Source organism: Myxococcus dinghuensis, assembly GCF_024198235.1.
In the GTDB taxonomy this organism is placed as follows: Bacteria; Myxococcota; Myxococcia; order Myxococcales; family Myxococcaceae; genus Myxococcus; species Myxococcus dinghuensis.
In genome coordinates this window covers 213,662-234,551 of the sequence record NZ_JAKCFB010000005.1, presented here as the reverse complement: position 1 = coordinate 234,551, position 20,890 = coordinate 213,662, and the positions used below count along the sequence as shown (strand labels likewise).

Annotated in this window: 21 protein-coding genes; 13 read left to right on the top strand and 8 right to left on the bottom strand. The window is 72.9% G+C overall.

Annotation, left to right across the window (positions count from 1 at the left end):
* Positions 1 to 80 precede the first annotated feature (80 nt).
* The 9 genes from LZ198_RS09960 to LZ198_RS09920 all read left to right on the top strand — a co-directional run bounded on the left by LZ198_RS09960 (position 81) and on the right by LZ198_RS09920 (position 9,445).
* Positions 81 to 1,613 carry a ricin-type beta-trefoil lectin domain protein gene (locus tag LZ198_RS09960; protein ID WP_253971667.1) on the top strand — a complete coding sequence of 511 codons (1,533 nt, stop codon included), beginning with the start codon at positions 81 to 83 and terminating at the stop codon, positions 1,611 to 1,613.
* 281 nt (positions 1,614 to 1,894) lie between these two features.
* Positions 1,895 to 2,623, top strand: coding sequence for a response regulator transcription factor (locus LZ198_RS09955; RefSeq protein ID WP_253971666.1), 729 nt, complete (start codon positions 1,895 to 1,897; stop codon positions 2,621 to 2,623).
* On the top strand, positions 2,620 to 4,008 hold the full coding sequence (locus tag LZ198_RS09950; RefSeq protein WP_253971665.1) for a sensor histidine kinase: 1,389 nt from the start codon (positions 2,620 to 2,622) through the stop codon (positions 4,006 to 4,008). The genes LZ198_RS09955 and LZ198_RS09950 overlap by 4 nt, the downstream gene beginning before the upstream one ends.
* 106 nt (positions 4,009 to 4,114) lie before the next feature.
* Positions 4,115 to 5,443 (top strand): efflux RND transporter periplasmic adaptor subunit, encoded by a 1,329-nt coding sequence (locus LZ198_RS09945; RefSeq protein ID WP_253971664.1) that lies wholly within the window; start codon positions 4,115 to 4,117, stop codon positions 5,441 to 5,443.
* 23 nt (positions 5,444 to 5,466) lie between these two features.
* On the top strand, positions 5,467 to 6,216 hold the full coding sequence (locus LZ198_RS09940) for an ABC transporter ATP-binding protein (protein ID WP_253971663.1): 750 nt from the start codon (positions 5,467 to 5,469) through the stop codon (positions 6,214 to 6,216).
* Complete coding sequence (locus LZ198_RS09935) at positions 6,213 to 7,445, top strand: ABC transporter permease (RefSeq protein WP_253971662.1); 1,233 nt, start codon at positions 6,213 to 6,215, stop codon at positions 7,443 to 7,445. Before LZ198_RS09940 ends, LZ198_RS09935 begins: the two co-directional genes overlap by 4 nt.
* Positions 7,445 to 8,743 carry a TolC family protein gene (locus LZ198_RS09930; RefSeq protein ID WP_253971661.1) on the top strand — a complete coding sequence of 433 codons (1,299 nt, stop codon included), beginning with the start codon at positions 7,445 to 7,447 and terminating at the stop codon, positions 8,741 to 8,743. The genes LZ198_RS09935 and LZ198_RS09930 overlap by 1 nt, the downstream gene beginning before the upstream one ends.
* Positions 8,744 to 8,884: 141 nt before the next feature.
* The gene (locus LZ198_RS09925; RefSeq protein WP_253971660.1) at positions 8,885 to 9,094 is read left to right on the top strand and encodes a hypothetical protein; all 210 of its coding nucleotides are present in this window, start codon (positions 8,885 to 8,887) and stop codon (positions 9,092 to 9,094) included.
* Between the two features lie 138 nt (positions 9,095 to 9,232).
* On the top strand, positions 9,233 to 9,445 hold the full coding sequence (locus tag LZ198_RS09920; protein ID WP_253971659.1) for a hypothetical protein: 213 nt from the start codon (positions 9,233 to 9,235) through the stop codon (positions 9,443 to 9,445).
* An 18-nt stretch (positions 9,446 to 9,463) separates the two neighbouring features.
* On the opposite strand, the gene LZ198_RS09915 is transcribed toward LZ198_RS09920, so the two are convergent.
* Together LZ198_RS09915 and LZ198_RS09910 are read right to left on the bottom strand one after the other, a co-directional pair.
* Positions 9,464 to 10,063 (bottom strand): DUF2378 family protein, encoded by a 600-nt coding sequence (locus LZ198_RS09915; protein WP_253971658.1) that lies wholly within the window; start codon positions 10,061 to 10,063, stop codon positions 9,464 to 9,466.
* 99 nt (positions 10,064 to 10,162) lie between these two features.
* Positions 10,163 to 11,806 carry a methyl-accepting chemotaxis protein gene (locus tag LZ198_RS09910; RefSeq protein WP_253971657.1) on the bottom strand — a complete coding sequence of 548 codons (1,644 nt, stop codon included), beginning with the start codon at positions 11,804 to 11,806 and terminating at the stop codon, positions 10,163 to 10,165.
* A 507-nt stretch (positions 11,807 to 12,313) separates the two neighbouring features.
* Between LZ198_RS09910 and LZ198_RS09905 the strand changes: the two genes are divergently transcribed.
* The gene (locus LZ198_RS09905) at positions 12,314 to 12,679 is read left to right on the top strand and encodes a helix-turn-helix transcriptional regulator (protein ID WP_253971656.1); all 366 of its coding nucleotides are present in this window, start codon (positions 12,314 to 12,316) and stop codon (positions 12,677 to 12,679) included.
* Between the two features lie 52 nt (positions 12,680 to 12,731).
* Here the strand turns inward: LZ198_RS09905 and LZ198_RS09900 are convergent, their stop codons facing one another.
* The 5 genes from LZ198_RS09900 to LZ198_RS09880 all read right to left on the bottom strand — a co-directional run bounded on the left by LZ198_RS09900 (position 12,732) and on the right by LZ198_RS09880 (position 18,186).
* The gene (locus LZ198_RS09900; RefSeq protein ID WP_253971655.1) at positions 12,732 to 14,258 is read right to left on the bottom strand and encodes a response regulator; all 1,527 of its coding nucleotides are present in this window, start codon (positions 14,256 to 14,258) and stop codon (positions 12,732 to 12,734) included.
* Positions 14,251 to 16,299, bottom strand: a complete 2,049-nt coding sequence (locus tag LZ198_RS09895) for a hybrid sensor histidine kinase/response regulator (RefSeq protein WP_253971654.1) — start codon at positions 16,297 to 16,299, stop codon at positions 14,251 to 14,253. The genes LZ198_RS09900 and LZ198_RS09895 overlap by 8 nt, the downstream gene beginning before the upstream one ends.
* A complete protein-coding gene (locus LZ198_RS09890; RefSeq protein WP_253971653.1) occupies positions 16,296 to 17,000 on the bottom strand; it encodes a hypothetical protein in 705 nt (234 codons plus the stop codon). Before LZ198_RS09890 ends, LZ198_RS09895 begins: the two co-directional genes overlap by 4 nt.
* 8 nt (positions 17,001 to 17,008) lie before the next feature.
* Positions 17,009 to 17,671 carry a cobalamin B12-binding domain-containing protein gene (locus LZ198_RS09885; RefSeq protein WP_253971652.1) on the bottom strand — a complete coding sequence of 221 codons (663 nt, stop codon included), beginning with the start codon at positions 17,669 to 17,671 and terminating at the stop codon, positions 17,009 to 17,011.
* A gap of 158 nt (positions 17,672 to 17,829) precedes the next feature.
* Entirely contained in the window at positions 17,830 to 18,186 is a 357-nt protein-coding gene (locus LZ198_RS09880; protein WP_253971651.1) for a hypothetical protein, read from the bottom strand.
* Between the two features lie 181 nt (positions 18,187 to 18,367).
* Here LZ198_RS09880 and LZ198_RS09875 point away from each other — a divergent pair, with 181 nt between their 5' ends.
* From LZ198_RS09875 to LZ198_RS09865, 3 genes are all read left to right on the top strand, one after another.
* Positions 18,368 to 18,853, top strand: a complete 486-nt coding sequence (locus LZ198_RS09875) for an RNA polymerase sigma factor (RefSeq protein WP_253971798.1) — start codon at positions 18,368 to 18,370, stop codon at positions 18,851 to 18,853.
* The gene (locus tag LZ198_RS09870; protein WP_253971650.1) at positions 18,850 to 19,665 is read left to right on the top strand and encodes an ActD-like protein; all 816 of its coding nucleotides are present in this window, start codon (positions 18,850 to 18,852) and stop codon (positions 19,663 to 19,665) included. Before LZ198_RS09875 ends, LZ198_RS09870 begins: the two co-directional genes overlap by 4 nt.
* Before the next feature lie 65 nt (positions 19,666 to 19,730).
* On the top strand, positions 19,731 to 20,282 hold the full coding sequence (locus tag LZ198_RS09865) for a peptidase (protein ID WP_253971649.1): 552 nt from the start codon (positions 19,731 to 19,733) through the stop codon (positions 20,280 to 20,282).
* Between the two features lie 4 nt (positions 20,283 to 20,286).
* Here the strand turns inward: LZ198_RS09865 and LZ198_RS09860 are convergent, their stop codons facing one another.
* Positions 20,287 to 20,790, bottom strand: a complete 504-nt coding sequence (locus LZ198_RS09860; protein WP_253971648.1) for a DUF6748 domain-containing protein — start codon at positions 20,788 to 20,790, stop codon at positions 20,287 to 20,289.
* Positions 20,791 to 20,890: the final 100 nt, after the last annotated feature.

The window sequence follows — 20,890 nt, the reverse complement described above, 5'->3', positions numbered from 1 at the left end:
CTGTCAAAACTTGAATTGCTTGACTTGAGCCCATGGCATCGCTTCCGTGGGGACTTCCTCGTTTCATGAAAGGAAGTCCCATGGCTCGCAAGCTCCCGCTGTTCTCCACCGCGACGGCGCTGTTGGCTGGCGTGGTCTCCGTGCAGCTCGCTCCCGCTGTTGTGTTCGCCGCGCCGTCCGATGACGCGGCCTCCGTGGGGGAGGTCTCCCCGGAGGTGCTCGGGGCGATGCAGCGCGACCTGGGGCTCACGGAGTCGCAGGCACGCCGTCGGCTCGCGGCGGAGGCCGTCGCCGTGCGCACCGAGCAGACGCTGCGCCAGGACCTGGGCGCGTCCTTCGGCGGCGCGTGGATGAGCGACGAGGGTGACCGGCTCATCGTCGGTGTCACGGACGCCGCGGGCGCCGCGGCCGCGCGTCGGGCCGGCGCGGAGCCCCGCTGGGTCCTGCGCACGGAGCGGCAGCTCGACGCGCTCAAGTCCTCGCTCGACCGGGGCGCCGCGCTCGCTGGCAAGGACATCCATGGCTGGTACGTGGACGTCATGACCAACACCGTGGTCGTGCTCGCCAAGGACTCCGCGGTGCAGAACGCGGAGCGCTTCGTCGCGGACAGCGGCGCGGCGGACAGCGCCGTGCGCGTCCTCGTCTCCAACGAGGAGCCGCGCCCGCTCTACGACACGCGCGGCGGTGACGCGTACTACATCAACGGCAACACCCGCTGCTCCATCGGCCTGCCCGTGGCCGGAGGCTTCGTCACCGCCGGCCACTGTGGCGGCGTGGGCTCCACCACCCAGGGACACAACGGCGCGGCGCAGGGCACCGTGCGCGGTTCGTCCTTCCCGACCAACGACTACGGCTGGGTCCAGACGAACGGCTCCTGGGTCTCGCAACCGTGGGTCTACAACTACGCCGGCGCCAACGTCCTCGTCTTCGGCTCCGCGGAGGCCGGCGTCAACGCCTCCGTCTGTCGGTCGGGCTCCACCACCGGCTGGCGCTGCGGCGTCATCCAGGCGAAGAACGTCACGGTCAACTACTCCGTCGGCCCCGTCTACGGCCTCACCCAGACCAACGCCTGCGCGGAGGGCGGCGACTCGGGCGGCTCGTGGATGTCCGGCAACCAGGCCCAGGGCGTGACGTCCGGTGGCTCCGGCAACTGCTCCACCGGCGGCAACACCTTCTTCCAGCCGGTGAACCCCATCCTCTCCGTCTACGGCCTCTCCCTCACCACCACCAACGGCGGGCGCCCCCTCGTCGGCCTCGCCGGCAAGTGCATCGACGTGGACCACTCCAACACGGCGAACGGCACGCCCATCCAGCTCTGGGACTGCAACGGCACCGACGCGCAGAAGTGGACCTTCCACGGCGACGGCACCCTGCGCGCCTTCGGCAAGTGCATGGACGTCACCTGGGGCTCCACGGCGAACGGCGCCCTCATCCAGCTCCACGACTGCACCGGCAACCCGGCCCAGCAGTTCGTGCTCAGCGGCGCGGGGGACCTGGTCAACCCGCAGGCCAACAAGTGCGTGGACGTGCAGGACTTCAACAGCAACAACGGCACCCGGCTGCAGATCTGGGAATGCGCCGGCACCGCCAACCAGAAGTGGAGCGTCCGCTGACGAAGGTCGGGTCGAGAGGGGGGGCGGGCCCTCCGGGGCTCGTCCCGCCCGCCCGCCGGGAGTGCGGGCGGGCCCGCCTCCTGGTGCGGTAACAATTCGTCATCCCGGCGAATCATCCGGGACATCTCCTGGTGCCACGGTGACTTCGTGGCCCGGGAGCCCCTCCTCGGTGGACCCGGCCGGAGTCCGGCGAGGCGCCAGACCCCCTTCCCCTGCTCCCGGGCCACGGCTCCGCTGTTACCTTCTGTCCTGGAAGGCCGCGGACAGGAGACGCCGGGACCATGGAACAGCTCAACCGCCCCACGCAGGAAGAAAGCACCATCCAGGTCCTGCTCGTCGAGGATGACGAGCGGCTGGCCCGGCTCACCGCTCGCTACCTCCAGGAGCACGGCGTCATCGTCACGCTGAGCCACACCGGCACCGACGCGCTCACCGAGGCCACCCGCCACTCCTTCGACGTCATCCTCCTGGACCTGATGCTCCCGGGGCGCGACGGCCTGGAGGTGTGCCGCGACCTGCGAGGCCGCACGGACGTCCCCATCATCATGGTCACCGCGCGCGGCGAGGAGGCCGACCGGGTGCTCGGCCTGGAGACGGGCGCGGACGACTACCTGCCCAAGCCCTACTCGTCCCGGGAGCTGCTCGCGCGCATCCGCGCCCAGGTGCGCCGCGCGCGCGGCAAGGTGGGGCCCGTCTCCCAGCCCGTGCTCGCCGGGCGCATCATGCTCGACCCGCGCAGCCTGCGCGCCACCCTGGACGGGCGCGTGCTGCACCTCACCACGTACGAGTTCAGCCTGCTGCGCGCGCTGGCCGAGCGCGCCGGCCGCGTGCTCAGCCGCGAGCAGCTCCTGGACCTGGTGAAGGGCAGCGCGGACGAGGTGTTCGACCGCTCCGTCGACGTGCACATCTTCCGGCTGCGACAGAAGCTCGAGGTGGACCCGCGCAACCCCGTGTTGCTCAAGACGGTCCGCGGCGCGGGCTACATGCTCGCCACCGGTGAGGACGTGTGAGCCGGCGTTCCCAGACTCCTGGCCGGCTGCTGCTGCGCATCTACCTGGTGGGCATCGCCCAGCTGGTGCTGGTCAGCGTCACCCTCTTCCTGGCGCGCTCGTTCATCGTGGAGAAGCCGCTGCGCCACGGCTTCGCGCGCAACGCCGTCTACAACGTGCGGGAGTGGTACGAGCTGAAGGACGACCCGGTGGCGCTCCAGGCGTCGCTGGACCGCGCCGCGCGCCTGCTGGACGCGCGCGTGACGCTGCGGGACGTGTCCGGGCGGCTCATCGCCACCAACTCCGCCACGCCCGCGCCGCCGCTGAGCGAGGAGGAAGTGGCGCACCTGAACGAGGCGCGGCAGCGCTTCGCCGGGCCGCCGCCGCATTCGCTGTCGTTGCCCATGCCGGAGCACGGCCCGGTGGAGGCCTACGCCACCATCGTCATGCGGCCTCCGGGGCCGCCGCCGGAGAACACCACGCTCGTGGTCGTCGCGGTGCTGGTGTGCACCGCCATCACCTCGCTGGCGTTCGCGCGCACGCTGGGCAGTCCGCTCCAGCGGCTGGCCGAGGTGGCGCGAGAGCTGGGCTCCGGCAAGCTGGACGCGCGCACGGGCATCCGCCGCCGCGACGAGCTGGGCCAGGTGGCCGAGGCCTTCGACGAGATGGCGGGCCGCATCACCCACCTGCTGCGCTCGCAGAAGGAGCTGCTGGCCAACGTGTCGCACGAGCTGCGCACGCCGCTGGCGCGCATCCGCGTGGCGCTGGACCTGGCGGAGGAGGGCGACGCGGCCACCGCGCGGGAGATGCTGGGCGACATCACCGGCGACCTGTCGGAGCTGGAGCGCCTGGTGGAGGACGTGCTCACCACCGCGAAGCTCGACCTGGCGACGGAGGGCACGGGCGCCGGTGTCCCGCCGCTGCGCGTGGAGCGGGTGGGCGCGGTCGCCCTCGTGGACAAGGCCGCCGCGCGCTTCCGCACCGCCCGGCCGGGGCGCACGTTGGAGCTGGACGTGGACCCGGGGCTGCCCGCGCTGGACGTGGACCCCGTCATGGTGCGGCGCGTGCTCGACAACCTGCTCGACAACGCGGCGAAGTACTCGGAGGCCCGCACGCCGGTGCGGCTGCGCGCGCGGGTGCATCCGCCCTCGGGGTTGGAGTTCGAGGTGTCGGACCAGGGCATCGGCATCGACGCGGAGGACCTGTCGCGCGTGGGCACGCCGTTCTTCCGCACCGACCGCAGCCGCGCGCGCAGCTCGGGCGGCGTGGGCCTGGGGCTGGCGCTCGCCCGCCGCATCGTGGACGCGCACGGGGGAACGCTGGCGCTCGACAGCCAGCCGGGAGTGGGCACGTCCGTGCGCATCGTCCTGCCCGCGTCGCCGCCGGACCTCCGGGCCGAGGGCTAGCCACGTCGCTCGCGCCGCGGCCCGGCCGCCGCGCGCGACGCGTGGGACACGCCTCGTAATCCCGACGTCATCCATTGAAATGCGTGCCCGCGTAGACGTTGACCCCATGAAGGTCGCGAGCGAAGCACCGGGGGAGCTGTCGGTGGTGCCCCCCGGGGAGCCAGAGGTGGAGGGGCGAGGGCGCCGCATGCCGTGGTGGGGCTGGGCACTCCTGGCGCTGGTGGTGGTGGCGGGCGTCTGGGCGGTGCGCGCCCGGAGTCGGCCGGAGGACCCCGCCGCCGCGTTCCAGACGGCGCGGGTGGAGCCCCGGCGAATCACGTCGAAGGTGACGGCCACCGGCACCCTGTCCGCCCTGGTGACGGTGCAGGTGGGCAGCCAGGTCTCCGGCCGCATCCTCGAGCTGAACGTCGACTTCAACTCGCCGGTGAAGAAGGGGCAGGTCATCGCGCGCATCGACCCGCAGTTGTTCCAGGCGGCGGTGGAGCGCGCCCGCGCGAACCTCGTCGCCGCGCGCGCCAACGTGACGAAGGCCCGAGTGGAGGCGGAGAACGCGCGCAAGCAGGCGGAGCGCTCGCGGGCGCTGCGCGACAAGCAGTTCATCGCGCAGGCGGACCTGGACACCGCGGAGGCCACGGCCGAGTCCGCGCGCGCCCAGGTGTCCGCGGCGGAGGGGCAGTTGGCCCAGGCCCAGGCCGCGGTGTCCGAGGCCGACGTGAACCTGCGCTACACCACCATCGTCTCGCCCACCGACGGCATCGTGATTTCGCGCAGCGTGGACGTGGGCCAGACGGTGGCCGCGTCCCTCCAGGCGCCCACGCTGTTCACCATCGCGGAGGACCTGCGCAAGATGCAGGTGAACACCAGCGTGGCCGAGGCCGACGTGGGCCGCCTGCAGGACGGCATGCGCGCCACCTTCACCGTGGACGCGTGGCCGGGTGAGCGCTTCCACGGCACCATCCGGCAGATCCGCAACGCGGCCACCACGGTGCAGAACGTCGTCACCTACGACGCCATCATCGACGTGGCGAACCCGGACCTGAAGCTCAAGCCGGGCATGACGGCCAACGTCACCATCGTCACCGCGCAGAAGGACGACGTGCTGGCGGTGCCCAACGCGGCGCTGCGCTTCAAGCCCGCGGTGCCGGAGGGCGCGCCGCCCCCGGGTGGGGCGCCGGGCGCGAGGCCCGCGCCCCCCGTCGAGGACGGGAGCCGGACGCTGTACGTGCTGCGCCAGGAGCACCCGGGGCCCGTGCCCGCGCGGGTCCACACCGGGCTGACGGACGGCAGCTACACGGAGGTGACCGGCGAGGTGAGCGAGGGCGACACCGTCGTCACCGGCCAGGCGGCGAGCGCCGCGGCGGCGGGCGGCGCGGGCAACGCGCCTCCGGGAGCGGGCGGCCGGATGCCCATGCGGCGCGGCCCGGGGCCTTTCTAGGGCGGCGAAGGAGGCAGGTGGTCATGGAGGCAGTCGATGGCGCGCAGCCGCTCGTGGCGTTGCGCGCGGTGAGCAAGGTGTACCGGACGGGAGACGTGGAGGTGCGGGCCCTGCGCGGCGTGGACCTGGCCGTGCAGCCCGGCGAGCTGGTCTCCATCATGGGGACCAGCGGCTCCGGCAAGTCCACGCTGATGAACATCCTGGGCTGCCTGGACAAGCCCACGCAGGGGCAGTACCTGCTGGACGGCAAGGACGTGTCGCGGCTGGACCGGGACGCGCTGGCCCGCGTGCGCAACCGCACCCTGGGCTTCGTCTTCCAGAGCTTCAACCTGCTGGCGCGCACCACCGCGCTGGAGAACGTGGAGCTGCCGCTGCTCTACGCGGGCGTGAAGACGAAGGAGCGCCACGCCCGCGCGAAGGACGCGCTCCAGCGCGTGGGCCTGGGCGACCGGTTGGAGCACCACCCCAAGCAGCTCTCGGGGGGACAGCAGCAGCGCGTGGCCATCGCCCGCGCGCTGGTGGGGCGCCCCCGGCTCATCCTCGCGGACGAGCCCACGGGCAACCTGGACTCCCGCACCAGCGTGGAGGTGATGGCGTTGTTCCAGCAGCTCCAGCGCGAGGGGCTCACCCTCATCATCGTCACCCACGAGCCGGACATCGCCGCGTACACGGGCCGGGTGGTGGTGGTGCGCGACGGCCGCATCGTCTCCGACAAGCGACAGCCGGCCCAGCCGGCGGTGCCGCTGCCGGAGGAAGAGGAGGCCGTGCCATGAACCTCCTGGAGACCATCCGCCTGGCCATCCGCGCGCTGCTGCGCAGCAAGACGCGGTCGGTGCTCACGGCGCTGGGCATCATCATCGGCGTGGGCGCGGTCATCGCCATGGTGGCCATCGGCGACGGGGCGCGCGCCAGCGTGCAGCGCGTGTTCGACTCCATGGGCACCAACATGCTCATCGTGCTGCCCGGCTCGTCCAACTCCGGCGGCGCGCGCGGCGGCTTCGGCAGCCAGCCGTCGCTGACGTGGGACGACCTGGAGGCCATCCGCACGCAGTTGCCGTCGGTGCGCGCGGCGGCCCCGGAGCTGCGCTCCAGCGCGCAGTTGTCCTCCGGCGAGACGAACTGGGCCACCAGCGTGGTGGGCACGACGCCGGACTTCTTCGAGGTGCGCAACTGGCCCATGGCGCTGGGCGCGCGCTTCTCCGAGTCCGACGCGGAGCTGGGCTCCAAGGTGGTCATCCTCGGGCAGACGGTGGTGGACAACCTGTACGGCAAGGGCGTGGACCCGGTGGGGCAGGTGGTGCGCATCAAGTCCACGCCCTTCACCGTCGTCGCCGTGGCCGCGCGCAAGGGGCAGTCCCCGGTGGGCCAGGACTTCGACAACACGGCGTTCATCCCGACGACCAGCTTCCGGCGCAGCGTGCAGTCGCAGAGCCTGGGCGCGTACATCACCGGCGTCGTCTACGTGCAGGCGGCCTCCGCCGGGCAGACGGCGCAGGCGCAGCAGGACATCACCCAGCTCTTGCGCGAGCGACACCGGCTGGACGAGGGCGAGGCGGACGACTTCGACGTGCGCAACCTGGCGGAGCTGGCCAGCGGTCAGCAGGAGAGCACGCGCACGCTGAGCCTGCTGCTGGCGGCCATCGCGGCGGTGTCCCTGGTGGTGGGTGGCATCGGCATCATGAACATCATGCTGGTGAGCGTCACCGAGCGCACCCGCGAGATTGGCGTGCGCGTGGCCATTGGCGCGCGCCCCCGCGACATCCTGCTGCAGTTCCTGGTGGAGGCGCTCACGCTGTCCATGCTCGGGGGACTGCTGGGCGCGGCGCTGGGCGCGGGCGTGGCGCAGCTGCTCGCCGCGCAGTTCCAGTGGCCCATGCTGGTGCGCCCCGACGTCGTCCTGCTCGCGCTGGGCTTCAGCGCGGCGGTGGGCGTGGGCTTCGGGCTGTACCCGGCGCGCAAGGCGAGCCGGTTGGACCCCATCGATGCGTTGAGGTACGAGTGATGCGCGCGTTGTCCTGCGTGATGATGTTGGGCCTGTGCTCCGTCTCCGCGGCGGAGCCAGTGGGGGCGCCGGCGCGCGTCCTCACGCTGGAGGAGGCGGAGTCCATCGCCCGCGAGCGGCAGCCGCAGTTGCAGTCCGCGCAGGCCGGCACGGACGCGGCGCGCGCGCGCGCGGACCAGTCCCGCGCGGGCCTCCTGCCCCAGGTCAACGGCAACGCCGGCTACGACGTGGGCAAGAACCTGTCGTCGTCGTCGGAGGTGCCGGGGAGCGGCGACCTGACGAAGCGCTTCAGCGCGGGCCTCACCGCCAGCCAGCTCCTCTACGACTTCGGCCGCACGTCCGGGCGCTACAAGGCCGCGCGCCAGTCCGCCCAGGCCCAGGAGTCCTCCCAGGCGCAGACGCTGGAGGACGTGCTGCTCGACGTGCGCACCGCGTACTTCGACACGCTGACGCAGGCGGCGCTGCTGGGCGTGGCCCAGGAGACGCTCGACACGGAGGCGCGCCGGCTGACGCAGGTGCAGGCCGCCGTGGAGGTGGGCTCGCGGCCGGAGATCGACCTGCTCCAGCAGCGCACCGCGCGGGCCAACGCGCAGCTGTCGCTCATCCGCGCGCGCAACGCCTACGCCACCGCGAAGGCGCGCCTCAACCAGGCCATGGGGCTGGAGGGCTCCACGGACTACGCCGTCCGGGACGTGGCGGTGACGCCCCTGGACGGCGAGGACGCGGGCACGGAGGTGCTGGTGGAGCGCGCCCTGGCCGCGCGGCAGGACGTGGTCGCCAGCGAGCTCCAGGTGCGCTCGCAGGAGACGCAGGTGGGCGTGTCCCGGGGTGGCTACTGGCCGAGCCTCAGCGCCACCGCGGGCCTGCAGGACGCGGGGCGCAGCCCGGCGGACTCCGACCTGGGCGTGAGCGGCGGGCTGAGCCTGAGCTGGAACCTGTTCGACAGCGGGCGCACGCGCGCGGAGGTGCGGGAGCGCGAGGCCCTGGTGCGCGACGCCCGGGCCCAGCAGGACACGCTCCGTCAGCAGGTGCGCCTGGAGGTGGAGCAGGCGCGGCTGGCCGTGGTGGCCTCGCGCGAGGCGCTGTCCGCCGCCGAGGAGGCGCTGGTGAACGCGCGCGAGCGGCTGCGCCTGGCCGAGGGCCGCTACGCCGCGGGCGTGGGCAACATCATCGAGCTGGGGGATGCGCAGGTGGCCTACACCAGCGCCGCCGCCCAGCGCGTCCAGGCCACCTACGACCTGGCCACCTCCCGCGCCAGCCTCGCCCGCGCGCTGGGGGCCCAGCCCCAGGTGGCGTGAGGCCTCGCCCCGCGGGGCAGGTCCCCGCCCGATACCGGACGGCGCCCCCGCGGGTCCCGCGCTCCGGGTTGATGTATCGGGATGGCAGATGAATCCCGATGATGATGGCGGCGCCGTGCCCGACTCGAAGGGAGCGTCGCCATGGGAAGCCTCCGCGTGAAGTGGGTCCTGGGGTTGCTGGTCGTCTCGTCGCTCGCGGCCTGTGGAGGGCCGGCCGACGTCCAGGACGCGGCCACGGGGCCGCTGGGCGAGGCCGAGCAGGGCCTCGCGTGTGTCCAGCCGGACAACTGGTGCCCGGAGGGCTCCGTCTGCAGGAACGGCCTCTGCAGGCCCGTTCCCGTGGGGCCGTGAGGACCGTCGCGCGGGGATGTAGGCGCGAGGCGCCGATGTGCCCGCCCCGCGCGACCCCGCGAGCACAGATGCAACCCAGTCATTTATGCAATTGAGCTATTCTCCGGGGGCCGTACCTACCCGGACGAGGAGCTTTTCATGCGAGGAATCCACAAGGGGCTGCTGGGCTTGATGACGGTGCTGACGCTGGCGGGCTGTGGCGGCGCCCCGGAGGCGACGGAGGACGCGTCGCTGGGCCAGACGGAGCAGGGGATTGCGTGTCGCTCCCCGGACAACTCGTGCCCCGGCACGACGGTGTGCGTGGACGGCCTGTGCCGCGACTGCGTCCGGCAGCCGCAGTTCTGCCAGTAGGGATGGCGGCGCGTGGGCCTACAGGCCCACGTGGAAGGTGGTGAGCGCGCGGCCCTCGTCGTGGTCGACGAGGGTCAGCCTCGCGGTGGGCGCGCCGCCGTGCTGGAAGGCGTAGGTGAGCAGGCCCCGCGCGAAGTGGGGCGGGTCCGCCAGCCGGCGCGGGTGGTGCTCGAACTCGCGCACCGGGTGCAGCCGCAGCTCCCAGCCGCCCTCGTCGCCGTGGGGCTCGAGCGAGACGTCGAGGAAGTTGTTGGTGGAGCGCAGCGCGCGCGACAGCCGCAGCAGCATCTGCTCGGTGCCCACCACCTGGGCGAAGCCCTGGAGCACCGTGCCCATGCGCGCCTGGATGAAGCGCTCCGCGAACGCGCGGCCCAGGGCGTCCTCCGCCTGGTCGCGCCCCAGGTGGGGCAGCGCGGCGCTCGCCAGCAGGTGGATGGCGGCCGGCCACACCGCGCACGGGTAGGCCGTGTGCAGGGGGCGGCCGGCGAAGACGCCCTGCCGCTCCAGGGCCTTGAGGGTGAGGGGCGGCAGCGGCGATGCCGTCGCCAGCAGGGTGTCCAGCGCGTAGCCGAACACCAGGGGCTCGCGGTCGGGGACCCGCAGGGTTGCCAGTGCCATGGAATCGCTCCTTCGGTCGGGAGCGCCTTCGCGCTCCAGTGAGGATGGCGAGACTGCCGGCTCCACCTGTCCCTGGCGTTGCGCGTGTATGAAGAAGCGTTAACCGCCCCGGGCGGGCGTGGTGAAGCGGGCGGCCAGCTCGCGCAGCCGCGAGGCCCGGGCGCGCAGGTCCTCCACCGAGCGGGCGATCTGCTCCACCCCGGCCACCGCCTCCGTCGAGCGCAGCGACAGCACCTGGATGCGCCCGGCGATGTTCTCGCCGGAGGCGGACTGGCGGGTGTTCTCCTCCGCCAGCGTCCCCACGCGCTCGCCCATCGTCTTCGTGCCGGCGAGCAGCCGCGCCAGCGCCTCGCCGGCCGTCGAGGACAGCGTCAGCCCCTCGTGGACCTGGACCGTGCCCTGCCGCATCAGCGTGGCCGCCAGCGTCGTGTCCGCGTCGCTGCGGTCCTGGAGCGCCTGCACCTGGGCGGCGGCCTCGCGCGTGCGCTCCGCCAGCTTGCGCACCTCGCCCGCCACCACGGAGAAGCCCTTGCCGTGCTGCCCCGCGCGCACCGCCTCGATGGCCGTGTTCAGCGCCAGCATCTGCGTCTCGTCCGCGACCTGCTGGATGAGCTTGAGCATCTCCCCCGTCACCCGGCCGGACTCCTGCAGCCGCGTCACCGTCTCCGCCGAGCGCTCCACCACCTCCACGATGTCGCCCATCTTCCGCGACGCCTCGTCCACCGCGCGCCCGCCCGTGTCCGCCACCTGGCCCTGCTCGAGGGCGGCGTCCACGGCGGCCCGCGCCGCCACCGCGCCCTGGGACACGCGCGCGCTCATGTCCTGCACCGCCTCCGCCGCGTGCTGGAGCGCGTCCGCCTGCTCGCGCGTGCCGCGCGCCAGGGTGTCCGCGGAGGCGCGGATGCGCTCGGCGTCCGCGGCCGTGGCGCCCGCCGCCTCCACCAGCGCGCCCACCACGTCCCGCAGCTCCGCCACCATGGCGTTGAAGGCCTCGGAGAGCTGGCCCACCTCGTCCTCGGAGGTCGTCTCCACCCGCACGGACAGGTCGCCGCGCGCCACGCGCCGCGCCGCGTCCGCCAGCGAGCGCACCGGCCGCACCACCTGCCGCGACACGTACACCCCCGCCAGCGCCGCCAGCACCAGCGCGCCGCCCACCGCGACGAGGATGCGCCGGGCCACGGACGCCACCTCCCGGTCGATGTCCTCCACGTACACGCCCGTGCCCAGCACCCAGCCCCACGGCTGGAAGAGCTTCACGTAGCTCTCCTTGGGGATGGGGTCCGGCGAGCCCGGCCGCGTCGCCTCGTACGCCACCGCGCCCTGGCCCTGCGCGCGCGCCAGCGTGACGATGTCCACGAACACCGGCTTGCCGCGCAGGTCGCGGTAGCCCGTCATGTCCTTGCCCACCATGGCCGGCAGGTGCGGGTGCATCACCAGCCGCGTCTCCAGGTCGTTGACCCAGAAGTACTCCACCTCCGCGTAGCGCAGCGTCTGGAGCAGCGCGGCGGCCTGCGCCTGCGCCTGGCCGCGCGTCAGCTCCCCGGCGCGCTCCCGGGCCTCGTAGGCCTGGAGGACGCCGTACGCCGTCTCCACCGCCTGCCGGAGCCCGCGGATGCGATCCTCGTGCAGCTGGGCCCTCAGCTCCGGCAGCACCACGGCGAGGATGGCGACGAGCAGCGGCAGGGCCACCACGCCCATCGCCACGCAGAGCTTCACCAGCAGGTTGCGCTGTCCGGCCGCCATCGGCCGCACAGCCTAGTCGGCTTTGACGCCCCGCGTAGGCTCGCCTGGTCGCCCGGACCCCACCTCTCACCCCGGGTCCTCGATGCGGCGGCGGACCGAGGACGCCGAGTGCGCTTCGGGCCCTCCCGGACCCCGTCCGGAGGACGCATCCGGGCCTCCGGGAAGGGGGGCGGCGCCGGTCCGCGCCGCCGCGCCCGGGGGACGAGACAACCCTTGGGGGTGGCCCCGGTCGCAGGACTCTCCGGCACCGTAGGAACGCCGCCGCCCGACGCCATGGGTCGTCCGACTCCGGGGCGATTCCCCCCCGTTTCGGGGGGCCCGGGTGACCCGGGAAGACGGGTCTTCCGTCGAGAAAAACCACCGCCTCCCGGTGGCCTCCGAACCCCGAAAGTCTCCCTCTATGACGGTAACCCTATGGGTGAACAACTGGAGGCTGACCCGACAAGTTCTGTCTGTCTGCCTCTATACGTCCTATGCCGTGGGCCAAACGTTTCGGGTCGGTAAGGCATGGACAAGAAACTGGCAACCACCATCGGAGCAGCGGCGAGAGCCGCGCGCAGCCGGCTGGAGCTCACCCAGGCGGACGTGGCCGAGCGCATCGACGTGGCCACCGAAGTCTACGGGCGGCTCGAGCGCGGGGGCATGCTTCCCAGCGTGCAGACGCTGCTGAAGCTGTGTCACGAGCTCCACGTCTCGGCGGACGAGCTGCTGGGGCTCGCGGCGCAGGGACCGGCGCCCACGCGCGCGAGCGACGCGCCCGTGGCGCCCGCGGAGCGGCCGGAGGTCCGGCGTCTGTTGCGCACCGTGCGCCAGTTGGAAGGCTCGCACGTGAAGTTGCTGGGGCTGGTGGCCAACGCCCTGGGCCGGCGCTGACGCGCGTCGCCCAACGCCCCGGGCGCCGGCCCGCGCCCCGACAGGCATTGCCTCACAGGTTGGAGAGGAGTCGATCCAAGTCGTCTGGCTTCACCGGCTTGACCAGATGCAGGTCGAAGCCCGCACGAAGCGCGCGGTCCTGACCCTCCGGCCCTCCGTAGCCCGTGATCGCCACCAGACGGATGTTGTTGCCCACGCGCGAGCGCAGCTCGGCCGCCACGCGATAGCCGTCCAGCCCCGGCAACCCGATGTCCACCAGCGCCAGCTCCGGCGGCTTGCGCAAGGCCAGCTCCACGCCCTGGAGCCCGTCCGGCGCGACCTCCACCTGGTGGCCCCACAGCTCCAAAAGCTCGCGCATGGCCTGGCGCGCGTCCGGGTTGTCCTCCACCAGCAGGATGCGGCGCGCCCTGCGCGTGTCCAGCAGGGCGCCCGGCTCCAGGGGCGCCTCCACCGCGTGGGCGAGCGGCAGCTTCACCACGAACTCGCTGCCCCGGCCCGGCCCGTCGCTGTGCGCGCAGACGTGTCCGCCGTGCATCTGCACCAACTGGCGCACCAGGGTGAGGCCGATGCCCAGCCCCCCGCGCGTGCGCTCCAGCGACGTGTCCGCCTGCGCGAACAGCTCGAAGATGTAGGGCAGCACCTGCGGCGAGATGCCGATGCCGGTGTCGCGCACGCGCACCACCGCCTGCGCCGTGCCGTCCACGCCCTCGCGCTCCACGCGCAGGGAGAGGGTGCCGCTGTCCGTGTACTTGGCCGCGTTGTCGAGCAGGTTGGTGAACACCTGCTCCAGCCGCGTGGCGTCGCCGCTGAGCCACAGCGGCCCGGAGGGCAGGGACACCTCCAGCCCCAGCCCCCGCGCCTCCGCGATGGGCCGGATGACCTGGAGCACCTGGACGAGCACCGCGCGCAGGTCGAGCCGCCCCTGCCGCAGCTCCACCTTGCCGCGGGTGATGCGGCTGACGTCGAGCAGGTCGTCCACCAGCCGCGCCAGGTGGTTCGTCTGGCGGTGGATGATGGCGCGCATGCGCGCTTCCTTGGAGTCGTCCGTGGGCCTGCGCTCCAGGATGCCGATGGCCGTCATGATGGCGGCCAGGGGATTGCGCAGCTCGTGCGCCAGCATGGCGAGGAACTCGTCCTTGCGGCGGTCCATCTCCACCAGCTCCTCGGCGCGGCGGCGCGCGGCCTGCTCCGCCTGGCGCAGGCGCTGGAGCGAGCGCACGGTGGCGACCAGCTCGGACGCCTCGAAGGGCTGGGTGAGGTACGCGTCCGCGCCCGCGTCCAGGCCGCGCGCCTTCTTGTCGGAGGTGACGAACGTCGCGGAGGTGTGCATCACCGCGATGGCGGCCGTGTCCGGGTTGGCGCGCAGCCGGGCGCAGACCTCGTAGCCGCTGATGTCCGGCAGCTTCACGTCGAGGACGATGACGTCCGGGCGGTGCTGCTCGGCCAGCAGCAGCGCGGACATGCCGGTGGCGGCCTCCAGCACGTGGTAGCCCGCCATCTCCAGGATGCGGTTGACCAGGTAGCGGTTGGCGTCGTCGTCGTTGACGTTGAGGACGGTGGCCAGACGGGGTTCACCCACGGCGAGCCTCCTGGGATGGGTAGGCGCCCAGGCCCGCCTTGGCCAGGGCGTCGCGGATGCGGCTGATGGCCACCTCGCGGCTCAGCGTGTGCTTGGAGAGGATGGAGGCCGTCTCGTTGGCGAGCCGCGCCCGCTCGTCCTCCGCCAGCTCGTGGGAGGTGTGGAGGATGACCGGGATGTCGCGCGTGCGCGGGTCGCCCTTGAGGTCGTCCAGCACGTCGAACGCGGTGATGTCCGGGAGCACGAAGTCCAGGAAGATGAGCTGCGGTGACTGCTCGCGCGCCAGGGCGAGGCCCTCGAGGCCCCCCGCCGCCTCCAGCAGCGCGTAGGGCAGGTCCTTGAGCAGCTGCTTGAGCAGGTAGCGGTGCACGTCGTCGTCGTCGATGATGAGGATGCGCTCCACCGGACCGCTGCGCGCCAGCTCCTGGAGCTTCTTGAGCAGCCGCGACTCGTCCACCGGCTTGAGCCAGAACTCGTCCGCCCCGAGCGCGCGCGCCTTCTGCTCGCGGTCCGTCACCGTGACGACGAGGATGGGGATGTCCCGCGTGGACTCCCCGTTCTTCATCTCCGCCAGGAAGCTCCAGCTCGTCTCACCCTCCAGCATGACGTCCAGCACCATGGCCGCGGGGCGCACGCGCTGGAGCACGCGGCGCGCCTCGTCCGTGCTGCGCACCGGCAGCACCTGGAAGCCCGAGCGGGCCAGGTACTTCTCGTAGAGGAAGAGCGTCTGCCGGTCGTCCTCCAGCACCAGCACCGGCGCGCGCCCCGGGTCCAGGTGCTGGCTGCGCTCCGTCATGCCCGTCATCTCCGACACCTCCGCGTGGACGCGGGGGAGGGTGACGGTGAAGGTGGCGCCCTCGCCGCGCGCGCTCTGGAGCGTCAGCGTGCCGCCGAGCAGCTCCGTCAGCCGGCGCGCCAGCGGCAGGCCCAGGCCCGTGCCCTTCACCTTGCGCTGCAGCGGGCCGTCCAGCTGGGTGAACTCCTCGAACACGCGCTCGTGGTCCTCCGGCGCGATGCCGATGCCCGTGTCCTTCACGGTGAACACCACCGTGTCGCGCGGGCCCGGCGCCACGCCCACCGTGACGCTGCCGGACTCCGTGAACTTCATGCCGTTGGAGACCAGGTTGCGCAGCACCTGGCTCAGCCGCGTCTCGTCCGTCTCCAGCTCCAGCGGCTCCGGGGGCTCGACGACGCGCAGCTCCACCGACCGCTCCGGCGGCATCAACGGGCGCATCATGCCGCGCAGCGCGCTGAGCAGGTCGTGCGCCACGAAGCGGCTGTGGCGCAGCGTGGCCTTGCCCGACTCCACCTTGGACAAATCCAGCAGGTCGTTCACCAGCTCGAAGAGCGCCTCAGCGGAGTTGCGGATGAACTGGACCTGCTTCTCCTGCTCCGGCTGCAGCGGCCCGTTGATGGGGTTGAGCAGCACCTTGGACAGGCCGAGGATGGAGTGCAGCGGGGTGCGGAACTCGTGGCTGACGTTGGCCACCACGCGGCTCTTGATTTCGGCTGCGCGGTGCAGCCCCTCCGCCTTCTCGTCCAGGGCGGCGTGCAGGCTGCGCATGCCGCGGTTGGACTCCTCCAGCTCGTGGTTGAGCCGCGTGAGCTCGTCCGCGCGGCGCTTGAGCTCGCGCCGCTGCCCCTCCGCCTCGCGGTGCAGCGTGGCCAGCTCGCTCAGCGTGCTCGTCACCTGCGTGAGCGCGGCGCCGTAGTCCTCCGGCACCAGGCTGCCCACCAGCAGCACGCCGTGGCCCTCCGCGGGCCGCGCGTGGAAGGCGAAGGTGGTGGGGACCTCGCCGCGGCACAGGATGAGCTCCCAGCCCCGGACCCGCTCGTCGCGGGCCTGCACCAGGAGCCGGTCCACCTTCTCCTCGGTGCCCAGCGCGGCCAGCGCGCGCAGGGGGCTGCCCACCTTCTCCCCGAGGAGGGCGCGGGCGCGCGCGTCCATCCACGTGAGCACCCCGGCCGCGTCGCAGAGGAGCGACACCTCGCGGCTCAGGTCGTCGAACAGCCGCGGGTCCACGGACGAAGGCGGGCTCATGAACGCGTCTCCTCCCAGGAGACCCCGGCCGTGGCGAGCAGGGCGCGCGCCTCCGGGTGGCCAACGCCGAGCGACACCTTCAACATTCCGAGGACGGACGGGAACGCGAGCAGCCCGAAGCCCCGGCGCGGCCAGAAGCCCACGTACCAGCGCACGTGGTCCGCCATGAGCTCCGGCTTCTGCTCGGCGAGCGCGTCGGCGAGGTATGAGAGCTGCAATCGCAATTCGTCCTCCAGGCGGGGCTTGTCCTCCGGCGTGAGGTAGAGCGCCAGCCGCGCGGTGGTGGCCTGGGCCAGCGCGCGCGCCGCGTCCTGCAGGCGTCGGGCGGGCCCCTCCGGGTAGCGCAAGGCTTCCCGGGCGGCGCGCACGTGGGCCTGTGGTTCGGTGTCGGGCCCCCACCCCTCGGCCTCCAGCGCGGAGGCCAGCCCGGCGAAGTTCGTGTCGAGGTGGAGGGTGCACATGCCCCGCGAGACGAGCAAGGTGCGCAGCCATCGCGCATATCCCTCCATCACGGACGGCTGGTGCTCCTCCAGCGACTGGACGAGGTAGCGCACATGGAAGCGCGCGTCCTCGTCACCGAAGCGGCGGGCACGCTCGGCGCCGTAGCGGGCCTCCCAGAAGGGGTCCTGATACATCGCCTCCATCGAGGCCCGGGCGAGCGCGTCGGCGCGGGCGTCCACCTGGTGGGCGGGTGTCTCCATGTGCGTCCTCAAACTCCCAGGGTGCGGCACGCGGCCGCGACCAGCTCTCGGGCGTCCTTGCCGTGGAAGCTCACGTCCAGCGAGTCCTCCAGTCCCGGCGCCCAGCGGAAGGCCAGCCCACCCACGGCGATGGGCAGCCCGGGCGCCACCGCGCGGGCGTGCTCCACGGCGCGGCGCAGCGCGGGCAGGTGGTACGACATCGTCACGGACAGGGCCAGCAGGTCCGGGCGCACGTCGCGGAGCATCCGCCCCAGGTGCTCGTGCGGGACGTTGGCGCCCAGGAAGCGCACGTCGAAGCCCGCCATCTCCAGGAAGTCGCTCGCCATGCGGGCGCCCACCTCGTGCAGCTCGCCCTCCACGCACGACACCAGGACGACCTTGCCGTTGGGCGGGTCGCGCGGCAGGTGGCGGTACAGGTGCGCCAGCGCGAGCTGGGCGATGGCGGTGGCCTGGTGCTCCTGCGCCACGGAGATGATGTTCTCCTGCCACAGCCGGCCAATCTCGTATTGGGCCGGTTGGATGACCTCCAGGTGCAACACCTGGAGCGGGACGCCGCTGAGCAGGCCGTCATCCACCAGCAGGCGGAGGGCTTCCGTCCGGTTGCCGGCGAGTTGCGCGGCGAGGTACCGGGCCCGGAGGTGGGGCAGGGTGTTTTCGGTCTCGGGAATCACGGGCTCGGAGGGGGACGTCGAGTACCGGAAAGTAGTGACGGGGTCCTCCACCGTTACAGCCGAGCCTGGCTGTTTTCATCTGCAACCTGACACTCCCCGCTCGGGATTGCGAGCGGTCGTGGCGTCGGCTGCCCTGTAGAAATTGCAGCGCGCGGCCGTCAGCGGCACTGGCCCGCTTCACAGCGCGCCACGCACTCGGGCTGGGTGGATGCCGGGGGCGTGGTGGGGCAGTGCGCCTTGCGGTACGCCATGCTCATGGCCTGCAGCTTCGCGGCCGACGCGCGGTCCGCCACCGCCAGCGTCTTCTCGAGCGTGAGCACCAGGTGACAGCCGCAGTCCGCGTCCTTCTCGCAGGTGGTCTTCACCGCGCTGCGGAACTCGCCGTAGCGCTCCGCGATGGTGCCGCAGATGTTGGCGGGCTCGGCCGGCTTGTCCGCGGCGGGGGGCCGGGCGGGTTCCGAGGGCTTGGAGCACGCGACGACGACACACACCAGGCAACACATCAGGGCTCTCATGAGGCCGTGCACAGTAGGGAATGGCGCCCCCGGACTCAACGACGGGCGAGGGAGCGGACATGGGGGCCCGGGGTTTCGCGGAGGGCGGGAAACGGGGTAGGCACGACGGGCGAAGGCCGGCGGTGACAGATTTTCCGCGCGCCGGTGTTCCCTTCGCCGGAACGAGGGAGGCGTGACGCCGGTGTCTATCGATGTGGAGGCCTACTACCGCCGCTACGGCCCCCAGGTGCTCCGGCGCTGCCGCTTCCTGCTGCGCGACGAGGAGAAGGCCGTGGATGCCATGCACGACGTGTTCGTGCAGTTGCTGCGCTACCAGGGGGCGCTGAAGGACTCCGCCCCCTCGAGCCTGCTGCACCGCATCGCGACCACGGTGTGTCTCAACCGGCTGCGCGGCGCCCGGCGCCGGCCGGAGGACCGGGAGGACGAGATGGTGCTCCAGATCGCCGCCGCGGACGACACCGAGTCGCGCACCGCGGCGCGGGGCCTCCTGGACCGGTTGTTCGGCCGGGTGCCCGCGTCCAGCCGCGACATCGCCGTGCTCCACCTGGTGGACGGGATGACGCTGGAGGAGACGGCCCGTGAGGTGGGGCTGTCCGTGTCCGGTGTGCGCAAGCGCCTGCGGGCGCTCACCTCGGCGCTGCAGGAGCTGGAGCTGGAGGCCGCATGAATTCCCAATCCCCCCGCCGCACGCCCGACTGGATGCTGGAGCGCATCGCCCTGGGAGAGCTGCCCCCGGAGGAGCTCGCCGCCGCGCGCGAGCGCCTGGCGCAGGAGCCCGGAGGCCCGGAGCGGCTCGCCGCGCTGGAGGCGGACGGCCGCGCCACGCTGGAGCGGCTGCCCCCGGAGCGCGTGGCCCGCGAGGTGGAGGCCCGGTTTCGCCGCCCCCCCGCCCGGGCCCCCGCGCGCCCCGCCTGGGTGAGGCCCGCCTGGGGGCTGGTGCCCGTGCTCGCCACCGTCGCCCTGTTCGTGCTGGCGCGCCCCCCGGCGGAGACGACGACCGGCGAGGGCGTGGGTGGCCCGGTGGCGGGGGACTTCGAGCCCACCCGCTCCAAGGGCCTCCTGCCCCGGCTGGAGGTCCACCGGCAGCGGGGCCAGGGCGGCGAGGCGCTCGCCGACGGCAGCCCGGTCGCCGCCGGTGACCGGGTCCAGCTCTCCTACATCGCGGCCGGACGCACCCACGGCGTCATCGTGTCGGTGGACGGCCGGGGCGCCGTCACCCTCCACGTCCCGGAGGAGGGCATGACGCAGGCGGCGGCGCTGTCGCCCTCGGGCACACAGCGCGTGGGGGGCTCCTACGAGCTGGACGACGCACCGCGCTTCGAGCGCTTCTTCCTCGTCACGGCCGAACACCCCTTCGCCCTGGAGCCGGTCCTGGCGGCGGCGCGGACGCTGGCGGCGTCGGCGGACGCGCACACCGGGTCCCTCTCGTTGGCCGAGGACTTGACGCAGGTGTCCTTCACGCTGGAAAAGCAGAGGTGATGAAACCCTGCGCCCTTCTCGCACTGTCGTTGTGGGCCGGGGCGGCGACCGCCGGAGTCCGGGCGGTGCGCCCCCTCGCGCCGCTGGAGGAGGGCACTGTCGCCCTCGCGCAACAGGCGGGTGAGACGGACCCGCCGCCCGAGCAGTACGGGCTGCGCAAGGGCAACGTCCACATGGAGATGTGGGCGAGCGACATCCAGCTGGCCAACCTCGCGGTCAAGGTGGGCGGCGGGCCCTTCTACCTGACGCTGCTCGCGGGGCTGGAGCCCGGCGGCCACGACGACGCGCGCTTCAGCTTCGGCCTGGGGCTGGGCGGGCACATCGTCGTGTCGCACCGCTTCTGGGTGGACCTGGACGTCACCGGCGGCGCGGTGCAGCCGGTGCAGAAGCCGCTGGAGGGCGACGGCGGCAACGTGCTCGGCCAGGCCCGGGTGATGGTGGGGTTCCAGATCCTCCCCCGGCTGGCCGTGTTCGCGGGGCCCACCTACAACCTGTGGTTCGTGTGGGGCCAGCCGGACTTCGCGACGGTGACGCGCATGTCCGTCAGCGAGAGCCGCCCCAAGGCGGACCAGCGCCTGCAGCACTGGCCCGGCCTCCAGGTCGGCCTGCACTTCTGAGGCGTCAGTCCACCGCGGTGGCGCGCAGCACCGTGGCGTCGCCCGCGGGGCCGGCCTTGGGGCGCGTCTCCAGGGTGCCCCGCACCTTCAGCCCGCCGCCGCGCGTGCGCTGCATGAGCGACTCCAGCGCGGAGTCCGAGCCCTTCGTCACCGCCTGCAGGTCCAGCTCGTGGATGGGGATGGCGTCCATCTCCGGCTTGTCCGCCAGGACCGCGTTGTAGGTGGGGCAGGGCGGCGCGAAGCAGCGCACGCCGCTGTCGCGCACGATGTAGACGGCGCTCTCGCCCGCCTTGGGCTCGCCCGCGTTGGACGGCGGCGTGACGGGCTGGGACGGCGTGCCGCTCTGGTCCTGGCTCGGGGCGCCCACCTCGGCGGACGGAGGCTGCTCCGCCTGGTTGGCGGTGCCTGGCTCCGACGAGGGCAGCGAGGACGAGGACGCGGAGGGCTTGCTGCACCCAGCGGCGAAGCCGAGCGCGAGCGCGGCGAGCAGCAGCGGACGGACGTTCATGGAAGGCTCCGGAAAGTCGGGGAGGCCCTCAGTGTCCATCGCCCGGAGGCCAAGGGCCAGTCCGACTCGCCTCCCTGACCGGCGGTCATCCATGGAAGCG

Coding starts and splice junctions, on each gene's coding strand:
- LZ198_RS09960 (WP_253971667.1), top strand. CDS start 81: ATGGCTCGCAAGCTCCCGCTGTTCTCCACCGCGACGGCGCTGTTGGCT.
- LZ198_RS09955 (WP_253971666.1), top strand. CDS start 1,895: ATGGAACAGCTCAACCGCCCCACGCAGGAAGAAAGCACCATCCAGGTC.
- LZ198_RS09945 (WP_253971664.1), top strand. CDS start 4,115: ATGAAGGTCGCGAGCGAAGCACCGGGGGAGCTGTCGGTGGTGCCCCCC.
- LZ198_RS09940 (WP_253971663.1), top strand. CDS start 5,467: ATGGAGGCAGTCGATGGCGCGCAGCCGCTCGTGGCGTTGCGCGCGGTG.
- LZ198_RS09935 (WP_253971662.1), top strand. CDS start 6,213: ATGAACCTCCTGGAGACCATCCGCCTGGCCATCCGCGCGCTGCTGCGC.
- LZ198_RS09930 (WP_253971661.1), top strand. CDS start 7,445: ATGCGCGCGTTGTCCTGCGTGATGATGTTGGGCCTGTGCTCCGTCTCC.
- LZ198_RS09925 (WP_253971660.1), top strand. CDS start 8,885: ATGGGAAGCCTCCGCGTGAAGTGGGTCCTGGGGTTGCTGGTCGTCTCG.
- LZ198_RS09920 (WP_253971659.1), top strand. CDS start 9,233: ATGCGAGGAATCCACAAGGGGCTGCTGGGCTTGATGACGGTGCTGACG.
- LZ198_RS09915 (WP_253971658.1), bottom strand. CDS start 10,063: ATGGCACTGGCAACCCTGCGGGTCCCCGACCGCGAGCCCCTGGTGTTC.
- LZ198_RS09910 (WP_253971657.1), bottom strand. CDS start 11,806: ATGGCGGCCGGACAGCGCAACCTGCTGGTGAAGCTCTGCGTGGCGATG.
- LZ198_RS09905 (WP_253971656.1), top strand. CDS start 12,314: ATGGACAAGAAACTGGCAACCACCATCGGAGCAGCGGCGAGAGCCGCG.
- LZ198_RS09895 (WP_253971654.1), bottom strand. CDS start 16,299: ATGAGCCCGCCTTCGTCCGTGGACCCGCGGCTGTTCGACGACCTGAGC.
- LZ198_RS09890 (WP_253971653.1), bottom strand. CDS start 17,000: ATGGAGACACCCGCCCACCAGGTGGACGCCCGCGCCGACGCGCTCGCC.
- LZ198_RS09880 (WP_253971651.1), bottom strand. CDS start 18,186: ATGAGAGCCCTGATGTGTTGCCTGGTGTGTGTCGTCGTCGCGTGCTCC.
- LZ198_RS09870 (WP_253971650.1), top strand. CDS start 18,850: ATGAATTCCCAATCCCCCCGCCGCACGCCCGACTGGATGCTGGAGCGC.
- LZ198_RS09860 (WP_253971648.1), bottom strand. CDS start 20,790: ATGAACGTCCGTCCGCTGCTGCTCGCCGCGCTCGCGCTCGGCTTCGCC.